Origin of the sequence: Marinobacter maritimus (assembly GCF_007671675.1) — a bacterium.
GTDB lineage: Bacteria > Pseudomonadota > Gammaproteobacteria > Pseudomonadales > Oleiphilaceae > Marinobacter > Marinobacter maritimus.
On the sequence record NZ_VCGW01000001.1, the window covers coordinates 74,081 to 97,638 of the forward strand.

At 54.9% G+C, this 23,558-nt stretch carries 24 protein-coding genes; 17 read left to right on the plus strand and 7 right to left on the minus strand.

Features of this window, described 5'->3' with window-relative positions; all coding sequences use genetic code 11:
- The first annotated feature begins 6 nt into the window (after positions 1–6).
- The 6 genes from FFI90_RS00365 (at position 7) to FFI90_RS00390 (ending at position 6,106) form a co-directional block, all read left to right on the plus strand.
- Positions 7–2,055 carry an FUSC family protein gene (locus tag FFI90_RS00365; protein WP_144775442.1) on the plus strand — a complete coding sequence of 683 codons (2,049 nt, stop codon included), beginning with the start codon at positions 7–9 and terminating at the stop codon, positions 2,053–2,055.
- Positions 2,056–2,078: 23 nt separating this feature from the next.
- The gene (locus tag FFI90_RS00370) at positions 2,079–3,110 is read left to right on the plus strand and encodes a threonine aldolase family protein (RefSeq protein WP_144775444.1); all 1,032 of its coding nucleotides are present in this window, start codon (positions 2,079–2,081) and stop codon (positions 3,108–3,110) included.
- Between the two features lie 105 nt (positions 3,111–3,215).
- Entirely contained in the window at positions 3,216–4,472 is a 1,257-nt protein-coding gene (locus FFI90_RS00375) for a dicarboxylate/amino acid:cation symporter (RefSeq protein WP_144775446.1), read from the plus strand.
- 64 nt (positions 4,473–4,536) lie between these two features.
- Positions 4,537–4,902: a thiol-disulfide oxidoreductase DCC family protein gene (locus FFI90_RS00380; protein WP_144775448.1), complete on the plus strand. Its 366-nt coding sequence runs from the start codon at positions 4,537–4,539 to the stop codon at positions 4,900–4,902.
- A 38-nt stretch (positions 4,903–4,940) separates the two neighbouring features.
- A complete protein-coding gene (locus FFI90_RS00385; RefSeq protein ID WP_144775450.1) occupies positions 4,941–5,381 on the plus strand; it encodes a MaoC family dehydratase in 441 nt (146 codons plus the stop codon).
- A 50-nt stretch (positions 5,382–5,431) separates the two neighbouring features.
- Positions 5,432–6,106 (plus strand): spermidine synthase, encoded by a 675-nt coding sequence (locus FFI90_RS00390; protein WP_144775453.1) that lies wholly within the window; start codon positions 5,432–5,434, stop codon positions 6,104–6,106.
- A gap of 18 nt (positions 6,107–6,124) precedes the next feature.
- On the opposite strand, the gene FFI90_RS00395 is transcribed toward FFI90_RS00390, so the two are convergent.
- Entirely contained in the window at positions 6,125–6,979 is an 855-nt protein-coding gene (locus FFI90_RS00395; protein ID WP_144775455.1) for a PA4780 family RIO1-like protein kinase, read from the minus strand.
- A 283-nt stretch (positions 6,980–7,262) separates the two neighbouring features.
- Between FFI90_RS00395 and efpL the strand changes: the two genes are divergently transcribed.
- Genes efpL through FFI90_RS00410 form a run of 3 tightly spaced genes read left to right on the plus strand, consistent with a single transcriptional unit; the run spans position 7,263 to position 9,906 of the window.
- On the plus strand, positions 7,263–7,829 hold the full coding sequence (efpL, locus tag FFI90_RS00400; protein ID WP_144775457.1) for an elongation factor P-like protein EfpL: 567 nt from the start codon (positions 7,263–7,265) through the stop codon (positions 7,827–7,829).
- Positions 7,830–7,870: 41 nt separating this feature from the next.
- Complete coding sequence (locus FFI90_RS00405) at positions 7,871–9,049, plus strand: YbfB/YjiJ family MFS transporter (RefSeq protein ID WP_144775459.1); 1,179 nt, start codon at positions 7,871–7,873, stop codon at positions 9,047–9,049.
- Positions 9,046–9,906, plus strand: coding sequence for a helix-turn-helix transcriptional regulator (locus FFI90_RS00410; protein WP_186317891.1), 861 nt, complete (start codon positions 9,046–9,048; stop codon positions 9,904–9,906). The genes FFI90_RS00405 and FFI90_RS00410 overlap by 4 nt, the downstream gene beginning before the upstream one ends.
- Here the strand turns inward: FFI90_RS00410 and FFI90_RS00415 are convergent.
- Entirely contained in the window at positions 9,854–10,480 is a 627-nt protein-coding gene (locus FFI90_RS00415; RefSeq protein WP_144777161.1) for a LysE family translocator, read from the minus strand. The two genes, FFI90_RS00410 and FFI90_RS00415, sit on opposite strands and share 53 nt — an antisense overlap.
- Positions 10,481–10,581: 101 nt before the next feature.
- The gene (locus tag FFI90_RS00420; RefSeq protein ID WP_144775461.1) at positions 10,582–10,836 is read right to left on the minus strand and encodes a hypothetical protein; all 255 of its coding nucleotides are present in this window, start codon (positions 10,834–10,836) and stop codon (positions 10,582–10,584) included.
- A 130-nt stretch (positions 10,837–10,966) separates the two neighbouring features.
- Here FFI90_RS00420 and FFI90_RS00425 point away from each other — a divergent pair, with 130 nt between their 5' ends.
- Positions 10,967–11,740 (plus strand): hypothetical protein, encoded by a 774-nt coding sequence (locus FFI90_RS00425; protein ID WP_144775462.1) that lies wholly within the window; start codon positions 10,967–10,969, stop codon positions 11,738–11,740.
- Between the two features lie 22 nt (positions 11,741–11,762).
- Here FFI90_RS00425 and FFI90_RS00430 read toward each other — a convergent pair whose 3' ends face one another.
- Positions 11,763–12,215 (minus strand): winged helix-turn-helix transcriptional regulator, encoded by a 453-nt coding sequence (locus tag FFI90_RS00430; protein WP_144775464.1) that lies wholly within the window; start codon positions 12,213–12,215, stop codon positions 11,763–11,765.
- 336 nt (positions 12,216–12,551) lie between these two features.
- Here FFI90_RS00430 and putA point away from each other — a divergent pair, with 336 nt between their 5' ends.
- Positions 12,552–16,181 carry a bifunctional proline dehydrogenase/L-glutamate gamma-semialdehyde dehydrogenase PutA gene (gene putA / locus FFI90_RS00435; protein WP_144775466.1) on the plus strand — a complete coding sequence of 1,210 codons (3,630 nt, stop codon included), beginning with the start codon at positions 12,552–12,554 and terminating at the stop codon, positions 16,179–16,181.
- A 70-nt stretch (positions 16,182–16,251) separates the two neighbouring features.
- Here putA and FFI90_RS00440 read toward each other — a convergent pair whose 3' ends face one another.
- Both FFI90_RS00440 and FFI90_RS00445 read right to left on the minus strand, forming a co-directional pair.
- Positions 16,252–16,950 carry a lytic transglycosylase domain-containing protein gene (locus FFI90_RS00440; protein WP_144775468.1) on the minus strand — a complete coding sequence of 233 codons (699 nt, stop codon included), beginning with the start codon at positions 16,948–16,950 and terminating at the stop codon, positions 16,252–16,254.
- Positions 16,951–17,146: 196 nt separating this feature from the next.
- Positions 17,147–17,323, minus strand: a complete 177-nt coding sequence (locus FFI90_RS00445; protein WP_144775470.1) for a DUF1328 domain-containing protein — start codon at positions 17,321–17,323, stop codon at positions 17,147–17,149.
- Between the two features lie 238 nt (positions 17,324–17,561).
- Between FFI90_RS00445 and FFI90_RS00450 the strand changes: the two genes are divergently transcribed.
- From FFI90_RS00450 to FFI90_RS00475, 6 genes are all read left to right on the plus strand, one after another.
- Positions 17,562–18,038, plus strand: a complete 477-nt coding sequence (locus tag FFI90_RS00450; protein WP_144775472.1) for a hypothetical protein — start codon at positions 17,562–17,564, stop codon at positions 18,036–18,038.
- 26 nt (positions 18,039–18,064) lie between these two features.
- The gene (locus tag FFI90_RS00455; protein WP_144775474.1) at positions 18,065–18,301 is read left to right on the plus strand and encodes a TIGR02647 family protein; all 237 of its coding nucleotides are present in this window, start codon (positions 18,065–18,067) and stop codon (positions 18,299–18,301) included.
- A 126-nt stretch (positions 18,302–18,427) separates the two neighbouring features.
- Complete coding sequence (locus FFI90_RS00460) at positions 18,428–19,318, plus strand: DMT family transporter (protein WP_144775476.1); 891 nt, start codon at positions 18,428–18,430, stop codon at positions 19,316–19,318.
- Between the two features lie 144 nt (positions 19,319–19,462).
- The gene (locus FFI90_RS00465; RefSeq protein WP_144775478.1) at positions 19,463–20,365 is read left to right on the plus strand and encodes a diacylglycerol/lipid kinase family protein; all 903 of its coding nucleotides are present in this window, start codon (positions 19,463–19,465) and stop codon (positions 20,363–20,365) included.
- Between the two features lie 24 nt (positions 20,366–20,389).
- Positions 20,390–21,085, plus strand: a complete 696-nt coding sequence (mtgA, locus tag FFI90_RS00470; RefSeq protein ID WP_144775480.1) for a monofunctional biosynthetic peptidoglycan transglycosylase — start codon at positions 20,390–20,392, stop codon at positions 21,083–21,085.
- Between the two features lie 94 nt (positions 21,086–21,179).
- The gene (locus tag FFI90_RS00475; protein ID WP_144775482.1) at positions 21,180–21,860 is read left to right on the plus strand and encodes an NAD-dependent epimerase/dehydratase family protein; all 681 of its coding nucleotides are present in this window, start codon (positions 21,180–21,182) and stop codon (positions 21,858–21,860) included.
- Here FFI90_RS00475 and FFI90_RS00480 read toward each other — a convergent pair.
- Positions 21,857–23,530 (minus strand): GMC family oxidoreductase, encoded by a 1,674-nt coding sequence (locus FFI90_RS00480; protein ID WP_144775484.1) that lies wholly within the window; start codon positions 23,528–23,530, stop codon positions 21,857–21,859. The genes FFI90_RS00475 and FFI90_RS00480 overlap by 4 nt on opposite strands.
- Positions 23,531–23,558: the final 28 nt, after the last annotated feature.

Consider the following 23,558-nt stretch of genomic DNA (forward strand, 5'->3'; position numbering starts at 1 on the left):
GCAGACATGACGCTCCACCCGCTGGTGGCTCAGCTTCTTACGCCAAACCGGCGCACGGTGATATTTGCGCTGAAAGGTGTGATATCCATGGCGCTGGCATTATTGGTCGCCATGTATCTGGAGCTTGATCGCCCATACTGGGCGATAGTGTCCGCTGTTTTTCTGCAGATCCGTCCGGAAAGCGGGCTGGTGATTGAAAAAGCTCTGTGCCAGATTTCCGGTTCGGTGGTCGGCGGTGGTGTGGGAATTCTGATTCTGGCATTTTTCATGCCTTACCCACTGCTGGCACTGGCCTGCCTCACGCTCTGGATCGGTCTGAACTCCGCAGCGTCCTCGATGGTGCATAACACCAACTTTATTTACGCATTTGCGATGTCGGGAATGACGGCTGGCCTGGTTATCATCATGGTGATGGCCGATCCCAGTGCGGCTGACGGTCGTGCGGTGTTTGATATTGCCCAGTCCCGTATCAGTGAAATTACGGTGGGTGCTCTCTGTGCGATGCTGGTCAGCCAGTTGCTGTGGCCGGTGACGGTCAAGGACAGCCTGCGCAGCCATTCCCGCAACGTGATCAATGAAACGTTGGAGTACCTCTCGCTGGAGCTGGATCCGGACAGCACCCACGAGCAGCGTCATCAGCACGCCGATCAGATTCTCGAAACCCTGGTGATACTGAACGATGATTCCAGCGCGGTTGCCTACGAAGGGCCTGAGGGGCCCGGTCGAAGCAGGGCGGCAAACCTGCTTTGTAACAAGGTGATGTCACTCCTGGCGGTCACGCAGATTATGGGGCGCTTTCCACGGAACCATCCGGACCTCGTCTCACCGGCGTTCAGTAAGTTGCTGGCAGACATGCGAAGCCACTTCATCAGAATTGCAGAGGCAAACAGCTATAAGGAGTCCTACCGTCAGGCCCAAGCGCTAAGGCGGGCTCTGCTGGAGCATAAGGCTGCCTATGTGGATGAATCTGCGATAGTGACCCGGCTCAGCCAGACAGCAGTGGAACTGGTAGCCGATCTGGTGATGGTGTTGCGAGCTTATAACGCGCTTGAAAACCGCGACCAGACGTTGCTGAAGGCCTCCAAGTTGAAAACCCATCGGGATCCATTGATCGGTGCCGTCAATGGCTTCCGGACTGCGGTCGTCTTCATGATCGGGGCGGCAATATGGTTAAGCACTGGCAGCACTGCGGCTATTATGCTGATGATCATGCCGGTGGTGTTCTCGGTCGTGTTTGCCCGGTTTTCACTGGCGGTGCTGACGGTGATGCTGCGGCGCTTGCTATTCGGTGTTGTTGTAGCTGTACCGGTGGCGCTGTTTTTCGGGCTTGGCGTGTTGTCGAAAAGCAGTGGAGACTTCGAAATGCTGATACTGGTGCTCGCAGGCCCCTTTTTTATCGGCCTTCTGGCGCTCGCAGAGCGGCCTACGCTGCCTTATGGCCTGGGCTTTTGCATCCCCTTTACGCTCATCGTCCAGCCCGGCAATCACATGACATTCAGTACCGACGTCGCAACCAGTAATGCCCTGGGGCTTTTTGTGGGTATCAGCATTCTCTACTGGGTATTCAAATTGATAACGCCTCTGGATGGTCAGGTACTGCAGCGCCGTTTGCTCAAAGCAACGGCTCGAGACCTTATCGCCATTGATTCTCAGCGCCGGCCCGAAAACTGGTTTAATGGCCGCATGGGAGAGCGCCTGCTTCGGCTTGCCAACTATGATCAAGGGTCCGGCAATCCCAGCCGTGTCATGACGGACCTGGGCTTTACCGGCCTCAACATCGGCCACATGTCTATTCGCTTGCGTCGCAGGATAAAGAGTTATCGCAGTGCTGCGGTGGATGTAAAGCTTTCCGAGTGGCAGCATGTGCTTGCAGACACCTATTTGATGAGTGCGAGTGGCAACATGAACTCCCGGTTCAGGGAGGCGAGCGCCGGTCTACTCAGAGCTATCTACGATGCCAAAGAGCCGGATGCGCAAACAGCAACCATTGAAGGTATGTTCGAGCGCATGGCCCTGACGTTTGAGCGAACCGCCCGGACGTTTCACCAAGTTTAATCAGCCGATGAAGGAGTGTTGCCGTGTCACGGTCGGAGCAATTTGCCAGCGATAATTACAGCGGTGTCTGTCCACAGGCCTGGAAGGCGATGGAGGTGGCAAACCGTGTCGATGAGCCGGCGTACGGTGAGGATAGCTGGACGCAACGGGCGGCAGATGGGCTGCGTTCTCTGTTTGATACAGATTGCGATGTCTACTTTGTGTTTAATGGCACCGCAGCCAACTCGTTGGCTCTGGCGTCCATCGGGCAATCGTTTCACAGCGTTATCTGCCATGAGTTGGCGCACATTGAAACCGATGAATGTGGGGGGCCGGAATACGCCTCCAACGGCGCCAAGCTCCTGTTGGGTGAGGGTGAGAACGGAAAACTGACTCCGGAAAGCATTGAGCACCTGGTCACCAAGCGTACCGATATTCATTACCCGAAACCCAAGGCACTGAGCCTTACTCAGGCAACGGAAGTTGGCACGATCTATACCCCGGATGAACTTCGCGCCATTCGCGCGCTGGCGGATCAGTACAAGCTGAATATCCACATGGACGGTGCCCGGTTTGCAAACGCCGTGGCGGCGCTCGATGTGCACCCATCAGAAATTACGTGGAAAGCGGGTGTTGATGTGTTGTGCTTCTCCGGAACCAAGAATGGTTTGGCTCTGGGAGAAGCTGTGGTGTTTTTCAACAAAGCCCTGGCCGAGGACTTTGAATGGCGCTGCAAACAAGCGGGGCAGCTTGCCTCTAAAATGCGATATATTTCTGCACCCTGGTGTGGATTGCTGGAAAATAACGTGTGGCTGGAAAATGCGCGCCATGCCAACGCCAGTGCGAAAAGGCTTGCGGATGGACTGGCCGGGCTACCGGGAATCAAGCTGAGGTACCCAAGACAGGTAAACGGGGTGTTTGTAGAAATGCCCGAGGCCTTACAGGCTGCGCTGAGGGCCAAAGGATGGCGTTTCTACAATTTTATTGGTGGCAGCGCGCGTTTGATGTGCTCCTGGGCCACAACACCGGCGGTTGTTGATCAGTTTCTGGCTGATGTGCGCCAGTTGCAGGCATGAGCCAGCGGTTTACCCGGCTGATGATTTCCATCACAATCTGCGCCATCCCGTATCAGGAGCACTTACTATGCCAAGGCGCACACCAATCTCATTGGAGGTGATCCGGTGAGAGCTCTCTTTCATAGCTATCTGAATGCCTCTCTAATTCTGCGTGTAAGCATCGCTCTGGTGCTGGGTGTGGCCGTCGGTATGATTGGCGGGCAGCAGGCCGCAGATTGGTTAGCGCCCTTCGGTGAGCTGCTGCTGCGCCTGCTCAAATTCCTTATTGTGCCCATCGTGTTGTTGACACTGATGGTAGGGATCAACCAGGCGAATATCGGCAGCATGGGGCGCGTTGGGCGGAAGCTGTTCGGGTTTTACGTGATAACAACCGCGCTGGCTATTGTTGTCGGCCTGATGGTAGCAAGCCTGCTTGAGCCGGGAAGTGGCATAGCTCTGAATGAAGACGCCGAAGTAAAAGTACCGGACAACCCCGGGATTGCGAGCGTGTTGTTGAACATTGTGCCCGACAACATTTTTACGGCGTTCACTGAACTGAATTTGTTGGGCATCATCTTTATTGCCATTGTATTTGGCATAGCGTTGTTAAAACTGCGGGAATCAAAAGCCCATGCAGAGCTTGGAGAGCACCTTTACAAAGTTGTTGAAGCGCTGAACGAGATCACCCTGAAAGTTATGGCGGGCGTGCTCCAATACGTGCCAATCGGGGTGTTTGCGATTGTTGCCAAGACAGCTGGTGAGCAGGGGATGGCCACCATTCTCGCGTTGGGCGATATGGTGCTGGTGCTGTACATCGCGCTGGCGGTGCACCTGTTTGTTTACTGCGTTCTGATGCGTGCGTCTGGCGTGCGCGTGCGGGCGTTTTTCCGTGAAGCTCGCACGCCCATGGCCACTGCATTTGCCACCCAGAGCAGTTCAGGCACCTTGCCATTAACGCTGGATGCAGCGCGGCGCCTGGGTATCCCAAAACGGATCTACGGTTTCAGCTTGCCGCTCGGTGCCACCATCAATATGGACGGTGCTGCAATCCGTATCGCAATTTCTGCGGTCTTTGCCGCCAACGTGGTCGGCATTCCGCTGGATCTGTTCACCATGGCTGAGATCGTTCTCATAGGTACGCTTACCTCTATCGGCACAGCGGGCGTGCCCGGTGCAGGTATAGTGATGATTGCCACCGTTTTCGCTCAGGTGGGTCTGCCTATCGAAACCGTTGCACTGCTGGTTTCAATTGATGCACTGGTGGGTATGGGGGCTACAGGGCTTAATGTTACCGGGGACCTTGTTGGCACTGCGGTTATTGCTCGCAGCGAGAATAAACACGTGGCAGAACCTGCTGGTGAAGGTCTGGAGTCCACTGGCTGAGTAAAGCCGGGTGGCTGGTGTGATAAGGTGCCACTCAGGCTTTCGTTATAGTTGGAGGGCTCTTGTGAATCGAGCGCAAGGTAAGCTGATCGTTTATTATGATGGGTCCTGCTCTACTTGCATCAAGGATCGTCGCTGGTATGAAAAGCTGGCGGGGAAGACCGGCGAGTCTGTCGAATGGCTTGATATCACAGGCCGGGACGACGAGCTGCGCGAACAGGGCGTCGATCCGGACAAAGCGCTTCGGGAACTGCACGTGAAGGACGATCAGGGCGAAATCCACAGTGAGATGGATGCCTACATACTGTTGATGTCGCGAGTGTTCGTGCTGAAACCGCTGGCGTGGCTGATTTCTTTACCTGTGATTCGGCCCACTCTGGCAAAGCTTTATCATTCATGGGTTGAGCGTCGCCTTGACGCGCGAGCCTGATCCAGTAACTGCCATACCGAGATCCCGGAGAACCCTGAGTGACGCACATTCGAGAGCAGACCGTTCGGGGTCTCAAGGCTGGTGATGTTTTTACGGTTACCCGAACCTTCACCGAGAATGACACGGTAACATTCGGCGAAATCAGCAGGGATATGAACCCGATTCATTACGATGAACATTTCGCCGCTGCCAAGGGGTTTCGGGGCAAGATCTGTCATGGTTTGCTGGTTGGCGGCATGATTACTGAAGTGGGCGGCCAGATTGGCTGGCTGGCCTCCGGTATGAACTTCCGATTCCGTCTGCCCGTCTATTTTGGCGATACCATTACCTGTGTGTTCACCATTACCGAAGCAGATGAGCGCAACCGCGCAAAAGCTGAAGCGGTGCTGTCCAATCAGCATGGCGAGGTTGTTACTGAAGCCTGGTTGACGGGTGTACTGCCTGGGCAAACGGAGCGAAACATTCTCGCTCAAATCTGATTGGCTCCAACTCCCACCCGCACCCCGAAATTCCATCTTCAGAGGTTTTTATGGCTCGCTTCGAGTTGCTAGGCACTGCGATCATACCCGGAAAGGGCACAGAACTGCGCCTGCTGCAGCGCAACGATGAATTCTCCATCCGTATCACCGGCACCAGCGGAGAGTTGATGAATACCCGCCTGCACGGCTCTGAGGACGCGCTTGCAACGCTGGCCTGTGAGCGCATTGCGGGTCATCCCGCCCCGAAAGTGCTGATCGGAGGGCTGGGAATGGGTTTTACCCTTGCGGCGGCTTTGCAATCTTTGGGTGATACCGCAGAAGTGACCGTTGCAGAACTGGTACCAGAGGTGGAGCAGTGGAACCTGGGCCCTTTGGGTGGCGCTTCAGGCTACCCGCTAAAAGACCCGCGTGCCCGCATGCACATCGGTGATGTGGTTCAGCTTATCAAGGATTCTCCGGGCAGTTACGACGCTATTCTGCTGGATATCGACAACGGCCCTGAGGGCCTGACCCGTAAGGAAAACGATTGGTTGTACTCGTCGGCAGGCATTGCCGCAGCACAGGAAGCGCTGCGGGCAGAGGGGATTCTGGCCTACTGGTCAGCCGGGCAGGATCCGGCGTTTACCGAGCGCCTGAAGCGTGCAGGGCTTTCGGCCGAGGCCGTAACTGTGCGTGCTCATCGCCCCGGGAAAGGCGCAAAGCACGTTATCTGGCTCGCCTGGTAGGCGCCTTGGCGACGAGTACTAATCCTCGTCGTCTTCCTGCATGCGCTCCAGCCGATCTCTTTCTTCCTCTTTGGCGGCGTCAATCACTGCCATAAGCTCATCCACATCAGCACTGGCGGTATCGTGCTCAAAGCACCCTGTCAGCTTGCTGTCGGGGTGCAGGTCGCCGCTTTCGTAAAGTGCCCAGATCTCCTTGCCGTAATCGGTAACCAGCAGGTCGGGCGCGTACTTGGCAAAATAGCGGCGCATGTTGTCCACATCCCGCTCCAGCATCCGTTCGGCGTTGTTATTGCCTGCAGCGTTCACAGCCTGGGGCAAATCAATAATCACGGGGCCGCTGCTGTCTACCAGCACGTTGAATTCTGACAAGTCACCGTGGATCAGCCCGGCGCTCAGCATGCGCACCACCTCTGCGATAACCCGGCCGTGGTATTCTCTGGCTTGCTCCGGGGTGAGGGTGACATCGTCAAGGCGCGGCGCCGCCTTACCATCGGCATCTGAGATCAACTCCATCAGCAGCACGCCGTCCACGAAGCCCATCGGTGCGGGTACACGCACCCCGGCGTCGGCCAAGCGGTACAGGGCATCCACTTCGGCATTGAGCCAGGCATCTTCCTGCTCTTTTTGGCCATAGCGGGTTTTTTTGCTCATGGCCCGTGCTCGCCGGCTGTTGCGCACCTTTCTGCCTTCCTGGTACTCAACGGCCTGCTTGAAGCTCCGTTTCTGGGCTTCCTTGAACACCTTTGCGCAGCGTACATGTTCGCCACACCGCACTACATAAACCTGTGCCTCTTTACCGCTCATAAGCTGGTAAAGCACTTCATCCACCATGCCGTCGTCGACCAGGGGCTGCAATCTCTTGGGTACTTTCATAAAACCTTTCAGTTTAGCTATAAACGTGCAGACCAAGCATGTTGCCTAGCGCTGAGGCCAGCCAAAAGCGAAATGATGGTCACAATTGGCCATAGCTTACATCAAATTGCCGTTTCTTATATGAATCTGGTTATAGCGCCGGGAAGCTTTTTATCGAATGGCTTATAGTGTTCGCTCGCCCTGTATCGATAGGGCATGCCTGCGGGTAGAATTGCAGGTTGTAAAACACGCGGGCGTCTGCCCGGTATGGATGCGTTCAGATATTGTTTTGGAGCTTTAAAAAATGCCTAGAGCAAGTGAAATCAAAAAGAATTCTGCAGTTGATTATGAAGGCCGGGTTTATTTCGTCAAGGACATCGAGCGCTCTGTTCCGCAGGGTCGGGCAGGTGGCAGTCTCTACCGTATGCGTATGTACGATGTAGTAACGGGTAGCAAAATCGACGAGACGTTTAAAGATTCCGATATGTTGAATCTTGCCGATCTTGTGCGCCGGCCGGCCACATTCTCCTACTCTGACGGCGAAGAATACGTCTTCATGGATACCGAGGACTTCACGCAGTACAGCCTGAATGGGAAAGCGATTGCGGATGAACTGCTGTTTATCAGTGAGGATACCCAGGGCGTGATGGTGATTCTGGTCAGTGATGCGCCTGTGGCACTCGCGTTGCCTCCAACCGTGGAGCTTGAAATTGAGGAAACCGATCCTTCCGTCAAGGGCGGTTCTGCTACGGCGCGCACCAAGCCGGCAAGAATGGCAACCGGGCTTGTAGTTCAGGTTCCTGAGCATATTTCTACCGGTGATCGCATCAAGATTAACGTGGAGGAGCGCAAGTTCCTGAGCCGCGCCTGATCTGAAACTGCTCTCAAGTTGTCCGGAAACAGGAAGGCCCTGTGAAAACAATAGAAACAATAAAAGTGCTGGCGGCCAGCGTGATCGCGGTAGTGGTAATGGTCGGGATAGCCCGGTTTTCATACACGCCGATGATTCCAGAGATGATGGACGCACTCGGGCTAAGCCAGTCGGTCGTTGGCTTGCTGGCCACAGTGAACTACGCCGGCTACCTCACCGGTGCGCTTCTGATCACGCGGATCAGTGATCTTGGCCTCAAGGTAAAGCTGTACCAGCTTGGCTTGGTTGTCGCAGTGATTTCTACAGTTCTCATGGGGTATACCACCGACGTCTGGCTGTGGTTTTTGCTGCGCTTCGTTTCCGGACTGAGCACATCAGCAGGCATGTTGCTGGGCGCTGGCCTGCTGATGAGTTGGCTGATAAAGAACAATGAAAAATCCGAGCTTGGCGTGTTCTTTTCGGGCATCGGGCTCGGGATTGTTCTCACTGCTGTGCTGGCAGAGCTGATCAAGGAGTCTTTCACCTGGGATCAGCAGTGGGTGATCTACGGGCTGGTCGGGTTGGCTCTGATGGTTCCTGTCTGGCGCTGGACGCCAGATTATCGCGCCAGTGCTTTGCCTCGAACCGAAGGCAGGGCAAGTAATGATGAACGAAGCCGGTTTATCGTAATTCTGCAGCTGGCCTATTTTTGTGCCGGTGTCGGATATGTGGTGACAGCAACGTTTCTGGTGGCTATTGCCGAATCCATGCCGGAACTCAGTGGCCGTGGCTGGCTTATCTGGCTGATTGCCGGGTTGGCGGCCACGCCCGCTTGCTGGCTATGGGATGTGTTCTCCCGGCGTTGGGGGCAGTGGACGGCGCTCTATATAGCCTACCTGCTCAATTCTGTCAGTATTCTGATGCTGATACTCAACACGAGCATGGCCAGCGTTATGCTCAGTGCCGTTATTTACGGGGCCAGTTTCATCGGCATTGTCAGTATGATGCTGGCGATGGTGGGGCGCGTGTTCCCGGAAAATCCCTCCCGGCCTATGAGCCGGCTTACCTTCAGTTATGGTATCGCCCAGATGCTGGCGCCCGCTGTTGTGGGTTATCTGGCTGACATAGAAGGCAATTATACCAATGGTCTTTGGCTTACCCTGCTGGTGATGGCGCTGGGTGTGGTTATGCTTCATCTGGCGCGCCAGGCCAAGGGCAGGGAAATGGAGCCGGCCCGATGAGCAATCCGATGTCGGCTCAGCCGGTTTTCTGGCGGGACAGTGAGTTACCGCACGTTGAGTTGCGACAGGTCAGCGATGGCCGTGCTGTCTGTTACGAGCCCCATAGCCACACTCAATGGTCGATGGGCGCCATTACCGGCGGACAGAGCACCTTTGAGTATGTAGGGCGCCACTATCACGTCAGCGAAGGTTCGCTGGTGTTCATGAACCCTGAGTGGGTCCATGCCTGCAATCCGGTGGATAACCAGCCCTGGGCCTATCTGATGCTGTATGTGGATGCAGGCTGGCTTGCCAGTTTGAGGGTTCGTCTGGGACTGCTGGACGCGCCGGTCTGGCGGGATATTCATTGCGATATCAGTTCGTCCGCTGTTTTGTACTCTGGCTTCCAGACCCTGGCCCTAAGGCTGCAGGATGACTTTGTGCCGTCAAAGAAGAAACGGAATGACGTAGAAGCGTTTCTGTCTGAGGTAATGGTATCGATATCCGGTGCGGCTGAACAAGCCGAGCAGCCGTTTCCACCCGCACCTGAAACGCTACAGGAACTGGCCCGGTATCTTGATGGTCACTGCACGGATGAGTTGTCTGTTGAATGGATGGCGGAGCGTGCAGGGTTGTCTCCATCCCACTTGGTTCGGGTGTTCCGCAAGCACTTTGGCATGACACCCCATGCCTATCAGATCAATCGACGAGTTCAGCTCGGGCAACGGGCAATTCGGCGGGGTGCTCCCATTGCCGATGCAGCTCTGGCCGCCGGTTTTTTTGATCAGCCGCATTTCCAAAAGGTTTTCAAACGGCTGGTTGCCGCTACCCCTGGCCAGTATGGCCGGCCGCCAAAGCGGGCTCCTGACCGAGTATGAGATAAAGACAACTGGCCAACAGTAAGGTTGCGAGCACACAGTTTACCCTTCGAAGTAGCCTTGGCCGCTGAACATATTGGCGCAGAAAGCGCCCTGCCAGTACCCAAGTAGAGAGTGACAGCCAGCAAACGGGCAAGTACAGGCTGGAAAATATGACCAGTTGTGTGAGGTCACCGCCCGATGTGTAGGCGCCGATACCCGATGCGGAGGCGAACCAGGCTTTCGGGTTCAACCACTGCATCATGGCGCCCGTCCAGAATCCGGGAGCGTCTCCCAGAGCCTTGTCCGAGATTTTTCCGTTATCTATGGCCAGCCGGTAGCTTAGATAAAGCAGAAACGCGATGCCTGCCCAGGTGAGCAATCGATCAAACCCCGGAATCCACGCCAAAGCTGAGTGCAAACCCAGCCCGATAGCAAGAAACAGTGCGACAAATCCCAGTGTCGCTCCGGACACAAACCATAAGCCCTGGCGCAGAGGATAGCGGGTGCCGCTGCTCAGGCAGACAAGATTCACCGGGCCGGGTGAAATGGACGCTGCAAGCGCAAAGGCTGCCATGGGCAGAATCAGTGGCAGAGACATCGACAGGCTCCTCATCTCGGGACAATGAGGGAGGAGTCTGGCGTGGTCGTGCTACCGGGTATTGTACAAAATTGCTCCTGAGGCACTCGCTGGTGTCAGGGCGTCACGATACTGAATGTCCCTTGGGGCTTGTCCGGCATCGTTAAGAAGCTGATCAGGTCCAGTTTGCTGCCTTCGAAACTCAGATCATCGCTGAATAGCAGGTCCTTCTGGCCGACCGCTCCAATCAGCAGATCAACGAAAACAGTTTGGGCAAGTAGAAGGTGTACTCCGAGGGTGCGCAGAGCGGTCGCAATCACCAGCAGAATGGGTTTGTTGCAGCACAGCGTTTCGGGCTCATGGAAAGCCATTGTTATTGGTGGAAATGAGGTTTCTGGCTAACCTATACGCTTTGTGCTTTGTTTCGTCCATAAGCTGGCGCATTTTGAGTTGCCTTGATGCTATGGTAAGAACAGGATCAAATCGGAGCGGTAATCAGACATGTCGATATCGGAAGGCGCGCAACATTACGTCCTGATGCTGATCCCCAGTCTTTTGCGGGATATTGAGAAGCTGGGTCTGCGGCGGATTATTCGCACATCTGATTTTTCGGAGCAGGAAGTGACGGCCCTTTATTTCGAGTTTGTGTCTGCCAATCGGGTACTGCCGGATAACCCGCACTCAATTGAGCCGGCTAGCTGGCAGCACCTGCTCCACTGTGTGCGCGTGATGAGTTCGTTGGTGGGGCTGGCGACATTCGAAGATCTGGAGCGAGCCCGCGAAACGGCGATACGCAGGTATCTGCCACACGCAAAAGAAAGCCTCAAAAACGAATATGATCAGATGCGCAGCGAGGGCAAAGTGGACTTTCGGCTCGCGGGTATTCTGCGTGGTGGTGATTCGCCGGAGAACTCCGGCCAGGTTTGTATGGAGGCGATCAGGCGTGAGCGGGAGCAGCGTGTGGAGTCAATCAAATGCCTGGGCACTGAGCACCTGACCAACCATGAAACCTTTGTGGTAGAGGCGGCCAAGGCTTACGTTGTATCCCGCATTGATGATGCGCCAAAAGATTTCGGTATTCTGGATCTGGTGATCCGGCTTCTTGATTTGCTACGTCTGGTGCTTGTGCTGGAGTCCCGTTCTACAGGCGGTGCAACCGCTGTGTCGTCGAACTTTTCAGTCGAGAACATTGTATTGGGTATCGGTAATGCGCTTTACCGCAGCGAACTTGGCTTGCATGTGTTGTCCCTGGGGCTGGCCAAAGTCAACAAGTAGCTTGTTTCCACTGCCAGTTTCTTTAGAGCCCTGCATCTTTTACGTTTTCCATCACCACAAAAGTACTCGTTTGCAGCACATGGGGCAGGGCAGAAATTTGCTCGCCCAGCACCTGCCGATACTCGGCCATGTTGCGGGTTCGCACCTTTATCAAATAATCGAAGTTGGCCGCAATCATGTGGCACTGTTCAATAGCCGCAATCTCTTTAACGGCTGCGTTGAAAGCCTTCAGTGCATCGCTGCTGGTGTCGCTCAGTGTTATCTGGGCGAAGGCAATATGGCTTTGCCCCAGCTTGGTCTGATTAACCAGCACGGTGTAGCCGGTGATAAAGCCCTGTTCCTCAAGCCGCCGCATACGCACCTGGCACGGAGTTTTGGAGAGGCCGACGCGGGAGGCTAGATCAGTAATCGTAATCCGGGCATTCTTCTGCAACTCTCGAATAATAGAATGATCGATTCGATCAAGCTCGCTCATCTTATCGTGTCCTCTGTCTGGCTGTAGCCACCTGATCTTGCCCGTCGTTCCTGTCGTAGACACCCCGACGCAGTAAAACCATCTCTTTTGGGCAAGTCTTCAGCCGGGACGCTATGCTGTAGGCTGAAATCGCCAGATACCTTAAAGGCTTCGGGCCGGGTTTGACTTGCATGCCCGAAGTTGTTTTTCCTGAGATGGTATTCCATAAAAGAGAATTAATAAATTTTAGTCGCCCAATAAAGCCGAAATGGTATGTGTTTACGGCTTTTACGGTGAAACAGTCTTTGTCGTTGTAGGTAGAATGCGGAAAAGACAAACAATTGAGAGGGTACAGCTATGTCATCGCAGCATTCAGTGACTCCCGAACTTGCCAAAAGCCGGCAGGCAATCCGCGATTATTATCTCCAGGATGAGTACAAAGTGATTCACGAGATGATTGCTGAGGCTCAGTTGTCCCGGGAAGAGCGCGAAGCGATCTCTGCCCGTGCGGCCGGTCTGGTGCGCAGCGTTCGTGAAAGCGCAAAGTCCACGATCATGGAGAAATTTCTAGCGGAATACGGTCTCACTACGAAAGAGGGCGTAGCGCTTATGTGCCTGGCGGAAGCGCTTTTGCGCGTGCCCGACAACACAACGATTAATGCGCTGATTGAAGACAAGATTACCTCTGGCAACTGGGGTGCGCACGTCGGCAAAGCCACGTCGTCATTTATCAACTCCACCACTGTCGCGCTGTTGATGACCAGTAACCTGTTGAAGGATTCCGAGCGTCACACAGTCGGTGAGACTTTGCGTAAGCTGGTCAAACGTTTGGGTGAGCCGGTGGTTCGCACAGTTGCAGGCCAGGCCATGAAGGAAATGGGCCGTCAGTTTGTTCTGGGTCGTGACATTGAAGAGGCGCAGAGTGAAGCCAAGTCTTACATGGCGAAGGGGTACACCTATTCCTATGACATGCTTGGCGAAGCTGCGCGTACTGATGCAGACGCCCGACGCTATTTCGAGTCCTATTCCAACGCTATCGATAGCATCGCCAAAAACTGCAAAGGTGATGTGCGTAAGAACCCCGGCATTTCCGTCAAACTATCTGCTCTGCTGGCCCGTTATGAGTATGGTCATAAAGACCGGGTGATGGCTGAGTTACTGCCCAGAGCCTTGATGCTTGCCAAGAAAGCGGCAGCTGCCAATATGGGGTTTAATATTGATGCCGAGGAACAGGATCGCCTTGACCTTTCCCTGGATGTTATCGAAGGCATTCTATCCGACCCGGAACTGGCTGGCTGGGACGGCTTTGGCGTGGTGGTTCAGGCGTTTGCCAAGCGTGCTTCATACACGCTTGACTGGCTATACGCTCTCTCTGAAAAACTCGACCGTCGCATAATGGTTCGCTTGGTAAAGGGCGCCTATTGGGATGCCGAGATCAAGCGCGCCCAGGTGATGGGTCTGAGTGATTTCCCTGTATTCACGCGCAAGGCGTGCAGTGACGTTGCCTATCTCTCATGTGCCAAAAAGCTGGTGGGCATGAGTGATCGTATTTATTCGCAGTTCGCCACCCATAATGCGCACTCGGTTTCGGCCATTCTGGAACTGGCTAAAACCGCAGGTCTTAAGAGCTACGAGTTCCAGCGCTTACACGGTATGGGAGAATCCTTGCACAACCAGGTTCTCAAAGAGAGTGGAGTGCCGTGCAGGATCTACGCCCCCGTAGGCAAACACAGCGACCTGCTGGCTTACCTCGTGCGTCGTTTGCTCGAAAACGGAGCCAACAGCTCTTTCGTTAACCAGATTGTAGACACCAGTATCACCCCTGAGGAGATTGCCAAGGATCCGATTGATGCTGTACAGGAGCTGGGTGAAAATCTATCCAGCAAGGTGATTACGCGGCCTGCGGATTTGTTCGGTGCTAATCGCCGCAACTCCAAAGGTTGGGATATTACCGACCCGGTCACCGTTGCCCGTATTAATGAAGGTCGAGATGCATTCCGCAGCCATCTCTGGTCGGGTGGCCCGCTTATCGCCGCTGACATCACCGGCACCGAAGTGATCGATGTTAAAAACCCGGCCAATCCGGATGATCTGGTTGGGCACATGACCCAGGCCAATGAAGCCGATGTCGATGCTGCCATTACTGCTGCCCAGCAAGGTTTCACGGCCTGGTCTGCCATGCCTGCGGAAGAACGTGCCGCCTGCGTTCGCAGAGTCGGTGATCTTCTGGAAGAGAACGCCCACGAACTGTTTGCACTGACAACCCGGGAAGCCGGTAAATCACTGCTGGACGCCATTGCAGAAATTCGCGAGGCGGTGGATTTCTCCCAGTTTTACGCCAACGAAGGTGCGCGCAACAGCGACAGCGGTGATGCAATTGGCGTTGTTTGTTGTATCTCGCCGTGGAACTTCCCATTGGCGATCTTTGCGGGTCAGGTTCTGGCGAATCTGGCAGCTGGCAACGTAGTCGTTGCCAAGCCAGCGGAGCAAACGTCACTGCTTGCCGCTCGAGCAGTTGAATTGATGCACGAAGCTGGCATTCCAAAAGATGCCATTCAGCTTCTGCCGGGTTCGGGCGCTACGGTGGGTACCGCACTGACCTCTGACCCCCGGATAGCCGGTGTGTGCTTTACCGGCTCCACAGCGACCGCTCAGCGCATCAACAAGGTGATGGCAGAAAACGTGGCCCCGGATGCGCCGTTGGTGGCGGAAACCGGCGGCCTCAACGCCATGATTGTTGATTCGACGGCTCTGCCTGAGCAGGTGGTTCGGGACGTGCTGGCATCGTCGTTTCAGAGCGCCGGCCAGCGTTGCTCTGCGCTACGCATGCTGTATGTGCAAAAAGACATCGCGGATAACCTCCTGGAAATGCTGTACGGCGCCATGGAAGAGCTGGGAATTGGTGATCCCTGGGCGCTTTCCACAGACGTGGGTCCGGTCATTGATGAGGCCGCCCGAAAGAAGATCGTAGATCACTGCGATAAGTTCGAGCGCGAAGGTCGCCTGCTTAAAAAACTCCCCGTGCCGGAAAAGGGCCTGTTTGTTTCACCTGCTGTACTGCAGGTCAGCGGCATTCAGGATATGGAAGAGGAAATCTTCGGACCAATACTGCATGTGGCTACCTTTGAGGCCAAGGACATTGACAAGGTTGTTGATGCCATAAACGCCAAGGGTTACGGGCTGACGTTCGGTATCCACAGCCGGGTTGATAACCGGGTTGACCGGATTTCCAGCCGGATCAAGGTTGGCAACACCTACGTTAACCGGAACCAGATCGGCGCGATTGTCGGGTCCCAGCCATTTGGTGGCGAAGGGCTTTCAGGGACAGGGCCGAAGGCGGGCGGACCGCAATACGTTCGTCGCTTTCTGAGAGGGCCCACCGCAGAGCGCCCAGCGGAGTCCGGTGGGAAAGCGGTTGATGGCAAGAAGCTGGAGGGGCTGATTGGCAATTTGGGCAAGCTCAAAGCGCCTGCTCCAAAAGCCAGAATTGAAGCTTTGGAGCCGGTTTTCGGGAAGGTGCCCGAGCCGTTGGATGCCCATGCTGAAGAGTTGCCTGGGCCAACGGGTGAGCTTAATCGCCTTACCAACCATGCTCGTGGGGTTGTGTTATGCCTTGGTCCCGACAAGGAAACAGCGCTGGCGCAGGCCGCTATGGCGCTGTCGCAGGGCAACAAGGTGGTGGTGGTCGCACCGGGTATTGGTGACGCTGTGAGTCGCGCTGCGCAAGCCGGGCTGCCGATTGCAGGCGTTGAAGGCAATCTTGAGCCGGAAGCACTGGCTACTGCCAGTGGATTCGAAGCGGTCGTGAGTTGTGCTGAGCAGCCGCTTCTGCGGAAGTATCGCTTGGCGTTGGCTAAACGCGACGGCGCATTGGTGCCCCTCATTACGGAGCACACGCTTGATCAGCGATTTGTGATCGAGCGGCACCTTTGTGTGGATACAACCGCGGCCGGCGGTAACGCCAGCCTGATTGCAGCATCTGAATAAAGCGACCGCAGTAACCGGCAGGCGCTCCCAGGGAAGGGAGTTATCGCCGGTATCTCTCGCATGTCAGCAATCAGTTGCTAGCATAGCGCTCGCGCAATATGCCAACGCGTTCCACGTAAGCTTTGGTCTCAGCATAAGGCGGGATCCCACCATAACGGCTTACGGCACCCGGGCCAGCGTTGTAGGCAGCGGTTGCCAGTCTGATATCGCCTTTGAAGCGCTCCAGCATTTTGGCAAGGTAAGTGACCCCGCCACGAATGTTTTCCGCCGCCACCATGGCATTCTGCACACCCACTTCCAGAGCGGTTCCCGGCATCAGTTGCATTAGCCCCTGAGCCCCTACCGGTGACAGCGCCTTTTCGTTGAATGCAGATTCTGCATGAATAACCGCACGTACCAGAGCCGGATCTACACCGTACTTGTCAGCCGTTGTTTTGATTTCCGTTTGATAGCGGCTCAGGAATAGCGGTGTGGTGCGCCAGTTAACACGAGAGTTCGGGTTGCAGGCGTAACAATGGAAGCTGATGACATCAAAATCTTCAACCGAAGGTCGGGTTCCGCTGTAAGCAACAATGCCATTATCGTCTTTATAACGGAACACGGTCTCGTTTTTGCTGGAGGCACGTCCCGAGTTGTTACTTTTTACATTGGTAAATTCAACGCGGCCATCAGGGTGAACAATACGTTTGATGCTGTCTGCCGTAGCCGGAGCAGAAAGCCAGATCAGCGCGATAAGGACAGGCAGGGCGATATGTTTGGGACGTATCATTGGCTACTCACGGAAAGCGCTATCAATAGTCATACTGCAAGCTATTTTAAAACAGGCGTGACAAAGATTATACGGCGTTACCGGAGAGAAATGACATTACGTCTTGTCGGTGAAATGTTACCGGGAGAAAGAAGGGAAGAGCCCGGGCGTGCTGCAAATGCCCGGGCCGAAAGGCTGATCAGATTCATTCAGAACGCTAGATCTTCGGTCCCCGCCCACGAACAGCATTGGCGACGAGAGTAATCACCAGCAGAATGAGAAAGATAAAGAACAGTATTTTGGCGATGCCTGCCGCTGTACCTGCAATGCCCCCGAAACCCAGGACACCCGCAATAATTGCGATGATAAGACAAACTACAGCCCAATAAAGCATGGCCTTTCCTCCTTGTTTGGATTCCATTTAAAAGTGGCACAGGCTACGAGGAAGCACAAATCGCGAGTTGTCCAAGGCCGGGATTCACATAATTTTTATTCCCTCAACATTATGTTTTTATTGATGTAGTCAGGCTTTATTAGCAGTTAATTAAGGTTTTATAAGATAAGCCGATGGTCGGGATATTGTTATTGTTGTGCTACTGCTATTCTTAAACAACGTAGTTCGGGAGTAATTTATGATCTTGAAACGCATTACCTTCGCTCTGCTTGTCGCAGCCTCATGTACATTTGCGGCGTCTCTGCAGGCGGAATCAACCGATTCATCGGTGGACGAACTCAAGCAGAAAAGCCAGGAGTTGGGCGAGAAATTGCAGGACTACGGTGCCGACCAGAAGGATCAGGCGGAAGATGCCATTAATCGAACGCTGACAGCACTGGATAAGCGTATTGCTGAGTTGGAAGACGAGCTTTCCGAAAATTGGGATGACATGAGCAATGCAGCGCGGGAGCGTTCGCAGGAAAGCTTGGCATCTTTGCGGGAGCAGCGTGAACGAGTACAAACCTGGTATAACGAACTCAAAGCCAGTTCAGCTTCGGCGTGGGAGCGAGCCAAAAAAGGGTTCTCGGATGCCTACGACGCGCTTTCCGATCAATGGAATAAGACTGAGCGGGATTTGACCCTTGATCAGGACAAGAAAGCCAAAAGTATTTGACCACCAAAACCAGACAAGGAAACACAATGCCATTTTCTCCAGACCATATTGCCGAGCTTAACCTGTTGTCCCAGTTTGAGTCTTCCTCAGGTCAGGCTGGTATCAAAGTACACCGGCAGGATGCCGCACCTGAGACTGTTCAGGCCGCAGAGCGGCTTTTCTCCAAGGGTTTGATTACCCGGGATGATGGAGGCTATCTGACGCCCATGGGCAGTGAAGCTGTAGAGCTGGCGCAGAAGCTTCAATCCATTCTGACAACCTGATAGGCAGTGTCCCGGCCAGGCGGGCATCTGTAATGGTTGCCTGGCAGGGCGTCTGTATCTGTTCTGCATGCGCATGAGCTTCTACACTGGCTGAACGCCCAAATACCTCATTCCGGCTATCCGTTTATGCGCACGATGTTCTATTCCTTTTTTGTCCCCGCACTTTTTGTATGGTTGTGGAGCACTGGTTTTATCGGTGCCAAGTACGGCTTGCCCTATGCGGAGCCCTTTACCCTCCTGCTGATCCGCATGCTACTGACATTGGCACTGCTTTTTGTGCTGGCGTTCTTGCTCAAAGCCCGCTGGCCCGGCTGGCATGCCGCTGGACACCTGGCCGTAACCGGCCTACTGGTTCACGGCTGCTATCTTGGCGGCGTCTACTACGCGATTCAGGGTGGGATGCCTTCGGGCATCGTGTCGCTGGTGGTGGGTTTGCAGCCGCTTGTGACTGCGGGTGTAGCTGTTCTTGTTTTGAAAGAGGCTGTTTCATGGCGACAATGGTCGGGGCTGGGGCTCGGTCTGTTGGGTGTAACGCTGGTTCTCCTGGAGAAGTTTGGCGGGGCCGGTAACCCCGGTTCGGGTTTCCCGTTGTGGACATTAATCTGGGCGGCGCTTGCCTTGGCTGGTATTTCTTTGGGCACGGTGTACCAGAAGCGCCACGGCACCACTGCAGATCTTGTATCAGGCACCATCATTCAGTACGGCGCTGCAGCCACGTTCTTCGCGGTGGGCTCGTTGATGCTGGAAACCCGCGAGGTGGAATGGTCTGTGCAGCTGCAGCTTTCCATGGCCTGGCTGGTTCTGGGCGTATCCATTGGTGCGATACTGCTTCTGATGTGGCTGATTCGCCGCGGAGCCGCATCCCAGGTGGCGAGCCTGTTCTATCTTGTGCCTCCGGTAACCGCTCTTGAGGCCTTTTGGCTTTTTGATGAGCGCTTGGGGCCACTGGCAATTATCGGTGGAATAATCTCTATTACCGGCGTTGCATTGGTGGTATCGCAAAAGCGCCGGAGTTAATGAACGCTATCTGAAGTCCCGAAGCTGCAGGTTTTGGGACTGGCCGTGTGTCCTGATCGTAACGTCAGAAGATACGTGTTTGAGGTATCTTTGAAACAGTGACGTCGCCGAAATATCGGACCCAGATACAGAGATATAAATGATATGACCTATTGGCTGGTAGCGAATCCCAAGGCGGGCGATGGCCAGAGAGGCCGTGAGTTCTGGCTTGAAAAACTGGCAGATGCAGGTGTTACCAATCCGGAATGTTGTGATTTCCTGGAACAGAGCTGGAAGGAGCAAGTACAGCCAAACGATGTCGTGATGGTTGCAGGCGGTGATGGGTCTGTTAACACCGGTGCAGGCTTGTGCCTCGAACGCAATGCGATATTGGCCGTTCTGCCATCTGGCACTGCCAACGATTTTGCGCGCAACCTCGCTTTGCCGGAGGCGCCGGAAGCTATTTGCGAATTGGTGAAAAGCGGTGTTACGCAGTTGGTTGATGTGGCTGAATTTGGCGACGGCCTGTTTTTGAATGTTGCCCATGTTGGCTTGGGCACGCTCCCTGCCAGAGAGTCCCAGGGTTCAGCCAAAAAGCTGTTTGGCCGTTTCAGTTACGGCCTCGAATTATTGCGCCGGGTAAGCGCCAAACGGGGATTCCACGCAGAAATACAATGTGACCAGGCGTTCGTGAGCGGGCGTTGGTTATCTATCGCGGTTTCCAGTGGCGCGTTTTTCGGAGGCGGTAACGAAATTCCGCAAGCGACGGCAGATGATGGGTTCCTGGACGTTATTGCCGTTAAACCACGCCCACTGATACAACTGCTACTGACGTTCGTGATGGTTCAGCTTGCCGGCAAATCCCCAAAACGCACCAGCACCCTGGTGCATCTGAAAGGTAAGCGCTGCGATGTTCTGACCTCCCGGCCCAAGACCGTTACGGTGGATGGCGACGAAGCGGGAAAGACGCCGCTACACGCGATCTGTCGCAAGCATTGTCTGAGGGTCATCGGTTCATCGGTTGTGAGCACGGGCAAGGCTGACAACGAACAGATTGAGTTCGGTTGAGGGCAGGGTAAGGGTAAAGCGCTTATGGCTCGTATATCGATCGTAAAAAGATTATCCCGCACGGTTGTTTGGGCGTTCCTTGCTCTCGTTCTGTTGTTTGTCTCTTTACTGCTGCTGTTTCGCTATGTGAATCCTCCGACCTCTGCCTTTATGCTCAGTTATAGCTTTGCGAACCCGGATGAGGACGTGCAGCAACGATGGGTGGGCTTTTCGGATATGTCCCCGTGGATGCCGCTTGCAGTGGTTGCCAGCGAAGATCAGCGGTTTCCGGATCACTGGGGAGTGGATTTTGCGGCGATTCGCAAGGCGTTGGCGGAATATCGTGCCGGTGAAGGGCTCAGAGGTGCCAGTACGATTACTCAGCAAACAGCGAAAAACCTGTTTCTCTGGAATGGCCGCAGTTTTGTTCGAAAAACACTGGAAGCAGGGCTGGCGCTGGCCGTGGACGGGCTTTGGCCGAAACGGAGGATTCTGGAGGTGTACCTCAATATCGCCGAGTTTGGCCCGGGGATATACGGTGTGGAGGCAGCGAGCCAGCTCTACTTTGGTATTCCTGCCCGCCAGTTGTCCGCCGCGCAGGCTGCGAGACTTGCAGCGGTTTTACCTAACCCCAAAGTTCTGAGCGTTGCCTCTCCATCGCCCTATGTTCGGGACCGGATATTCTGGATTCGTGGTCAGATGGACCAACTCTCCGGGTTGCAGTACCTGAAGCGGTTATGAGCGCCTTACAGAGGCTCCCTGGATAGACAAGATGCTGCCCGGTCGCGTTGAGTCTTTGATAGGATGGTCGCATCTGCTGAAGAACGAGAACCTTATGAAAGTGTTGTTATTGGGTGCAACCGGCTTGACCGGTGGATATGTGCTGAACGGTCTGCTGGCCCGCGATGAAGTTGAGACGGTGGTCGTGCCCGTCAGGAAACCATTGAAGACGGTTCACGCCAAATTGCGCCAACAGGAAATTGATTTTGATTGTCTGGAGGAGCATGCCGAGCTTTTTCAGGTGGATGTGATCATCTGTTGCCTCGGTACGACGATTAAAAAAGCCGGCTCTCAGGAACAGTTCCGCAAAGTGGATTATGGCTACGGCCTGAAAGCCGCTGAGCTGGGCCGGGAGGCAGGTACCCGCGCGTTTATTTTGATGTCCGCCATAGGCTCATCCTCTTCATCGACTATTTTTTACAATCGGGTTAAAGGCGAGCTTGAGAACGCTGTAAAAGGGCTTGGATTTCCTTACCTGTCGATTTATCACCCCAGCCTGTTGCTGGGCGACAGGCTCGAGCACCGCCTCGGAGAAGCGATGGGCGTCAAAGCCATGCCACTGATCAATAGGGCGCTTGTTGGCCCACTGGAAAAATACCGTGGCATCGAAGCGGCGACGGTTGCCAGTGCCATGGTAAATGAGGTTTGCACCCTGACATCCGAAGCTGCTGCCGAACAGGTGGTTCAGATCCGGGAATACCGGGATATTGTTGAGTTGGCAGCCCAGCCAGCCTAATCGCCGGCCAGAATCCACCTTGCCGCTTTCTCGGCAATCATCAATGTCGGTGAATTGGTGTTGCCGCTGGTAATCACGGGCATCACGCCTGCGTCCACAACGCGCAAACCTGTTACGCCTATTACCCGCAGGTGGGAGTCCACCACCGCCAGTGCATCATCCGGCCGCCCCATCCGGGTGGTTCCCACCGGGTGAAAAATAGTGGTGCCGATGTCGCCGGCCAGGCGGCTTAACTCGTCGTCAGTCTGGTACTGCGGCCCGGGCTTGTATTCCTCAGGTTGGTATTTTGAGAACGCGGGTTGGCCGGCGATACGGCGTGTTACTCGCAATGAGTCTGCCGCGACTTTCCGGTCTTCCTGGGTGCTGAGATAATTGGGCGCAATGGCCGGCGCTTCCATCGGGTTGCGGCTGCGGATGCGCACAGTGCCCCGGCTGGTGGGGTTCAGGTTGCACACGCTGGCGGTAATGGCCGGGAAATCGTGCAGGGGTTGGCCGAAGGCATCCAGGCTCAGTGGCTGAACGTGGTACTGGATATTGGCGTAGTCGAATTCATCTGAGCTGCGGGTGAACGCACATAGCTGTGAAGGCGCCATGCTCATGGGGCCTGAACGTTTAAGCAGATATTCGAGGCCAATTCGCGCCTTGCCCAGCAGGGAGTTGGCCATGGTGTTCAGGGTAACTGCATTGCTTACCTTGTACACAGATCGAATTTGCAGGTGGTCCTGAAGGTTTTCGCCTACCCCTGGCAAATCTGCTACCACCGGAATATTTAATCCCTGAAGCAGATCAGACGGCCCTATCCCGGATAACTGCAACAGTTGAGGCGAGCCAATCGAGCCGGCAGAGAGAATAACTTCGCGGCTGGCCATTGCGAGCGTTTCGTTGCCGGAGTTTGCGGCTGCTACGCGCACGCCGGTGCACCTTGGCTGCTCTCCATCTGTGTTCATTTCCAGGCCCAGTACCTGGGTAGAATGCCAAACGGTCAGGTTGGGGCGTTTCGAAGCGCTTCGCAGAAAGGCTTTGGACGTATTCCAGCGCCAACCGGCACGTTGGTTTACCTCGAAATAATTCACGCCCTCGTTGTCGCCGCGGTTGAAGTCGCTTGTGCGGGGAACGCCCGCCTGAACCGCCGCCTCTGCAAAGTCTTCAAGCACCTGCCATTTCAGGCGCTGGCGCTCCACTCGCCATTCGCCGCCATGGCCATGGAAAAGCTTGTGAGTACTATCTTCATGGTCGCCAGTGTCCAAACCATGATGATCTTCATGGCGCATGAAATCAGGCAGGCAATTGTCCCAACTCCAGGCGTCATCGCCTGTAATCTCTGCCCACCGATCGTAATCTCTTGCCTGCCCGCGAATGTACAACATGCCGTTGATGCTGGAACAGCCTCCCAGGGTTTTGCCACGGGGATATATCAACGACCGGTTATTGAGCCCCGGTGCGGGCTCGGTGCGGAAACACCAGTCGGTACGTGGATTGTTGATGCAGTAGAGATAGCCTACCGGAATGTGAATCCAGTGGTAGTTGTCCCGCCCTCCGGCTTCGATCAGCAGTACCCGGTTCTCCGGATTGGCGCTCAGACGATTAGCAAGCAGGCAGCCGGCTGTTCCTGCGCCAGTTACGATGTAGTCAAACTCAAACGGACCCGGCGTTTTATTGTTATCGGGCAAGGTGGTTTCTCCGAGGTGATCGTTTTTT

Bases quoted from the DNA above. Each gene is read 5' to 3' on its own strand.
- FFI90_RS00455 (WP_144775474.1), top strand. From the start codon at position 18,065: ATGCCATTTTCTCCAGACCATATTGCCGAGCTTAACCTGTTGTCCCAG.
- FFI90_RS00460 (WP_144775476.1), top strand. From the start codon at position 18,428: ATGCGCACGATGTTCTATTCCTTTTTTGTCCCCGCACTTTTTGTATGG.
- FFI90_RS00440 (WP_144775468.1), bottom strand. From the start codon at position 16,950: ATGATACGTCCCAAACATATCGCCCTGCCTGTCCTTATCGCGCTGATC.
- FFI90_RS00410 (WP_186317891.1), top strand. From the start codon at position 9,046: ATGAGCAATCCGATGTCGGCTCAGCCGGTTTTCTGGCGGGACAGTGAG.
- mtgA (WP_144775480.1), top strand. From the start codon at position 20,390: ATGGCTCGTATATCGATCGTAAAAAGATTATCCCGCACGGTTGTTTGG.
- FFI90_RS00430 (WP_144775464.1), bottom strand. From the start codon at position 12,215: ATGAGCGAGCTTGATCGAATCGATCATTCTATTATTCGAGAGTTGCAG.
- FFI90_RS00450 (WP_144775472.1), top strand. From the start codon at position 17,562: ATGATCTTGAAACGCATTACCTTCGCTCTGCTTGTCGCAGCCTCATGT.
- FFI90_RS00425 (WP_144775462.1), top strand. From the start codon at position 10,967: ATGTCGATATCGGAAGGCGCGCAACATTACGTCCTGATGCTGATCCCC.
- FFI90_RS00395 (WP_144775455.1), bottom strand. From the start codon at position 6,979: ATGAAAGTACCCAAGAGATTGCAGCCCCTGGTCGACGACGGCATGGTG.
- FFI90_RS00420 (WP_144775461.1), bottom strand. From the start codon at position 10,836: ATGGCTTTCCATGAGCCCGAAACGCTGTGCTGCAACAAACCCATTCTG.
- FFI90_RS00445 (WP_144775470.1), bottom strand. From the start codon at position 17,323: ATGCTTTATTGGGCTGTAGTTTGTCTTATCATCGCAATTATTGCGGGT.
- efpL (WP_144775457.1), top strand. From the start codon at position 7,263: ATGCCTAGAGCAAGTGAAATCAAAAAGAATTCTGCAGTTGATTATGAA.
- putA (WP_144775466.1), top strand. From the start codon at position 12,552: ATGTCATCGCAGCATTCAGTGACTCCCGAACTTGCCAAAAGCCGGCAG.
- FFI90_RS00475 (WP_144775482.1), top strand. From the start codon at position 21,180: ATGAAAGTGTTGTTATTGGGTGCAACCGGCTTGACCGGTGGATATGTG.
- FFI90_RS00365 (WP_144775442.1), top strand. From the start codon at position 7: ATGACGCTCCACCCGCTGGTGGCTCAGCTTCTTACGCCAAACCGGCGC.
- FFI90_RS00465 (WP_144775478.1), top strand. From the start codon at position 19,463: ATGACCTATTGGCTGGTAGCGAATCCCAAGGCGGGCGATGGCCAGAGA.
- FFI90_RS00390 (WP_144775453.1), top strand. From the start codon at position 5,432: ATGGCTCGCTTCGAGTTGCTAGGCACTGCGATCATACCCGGAAAGGGC.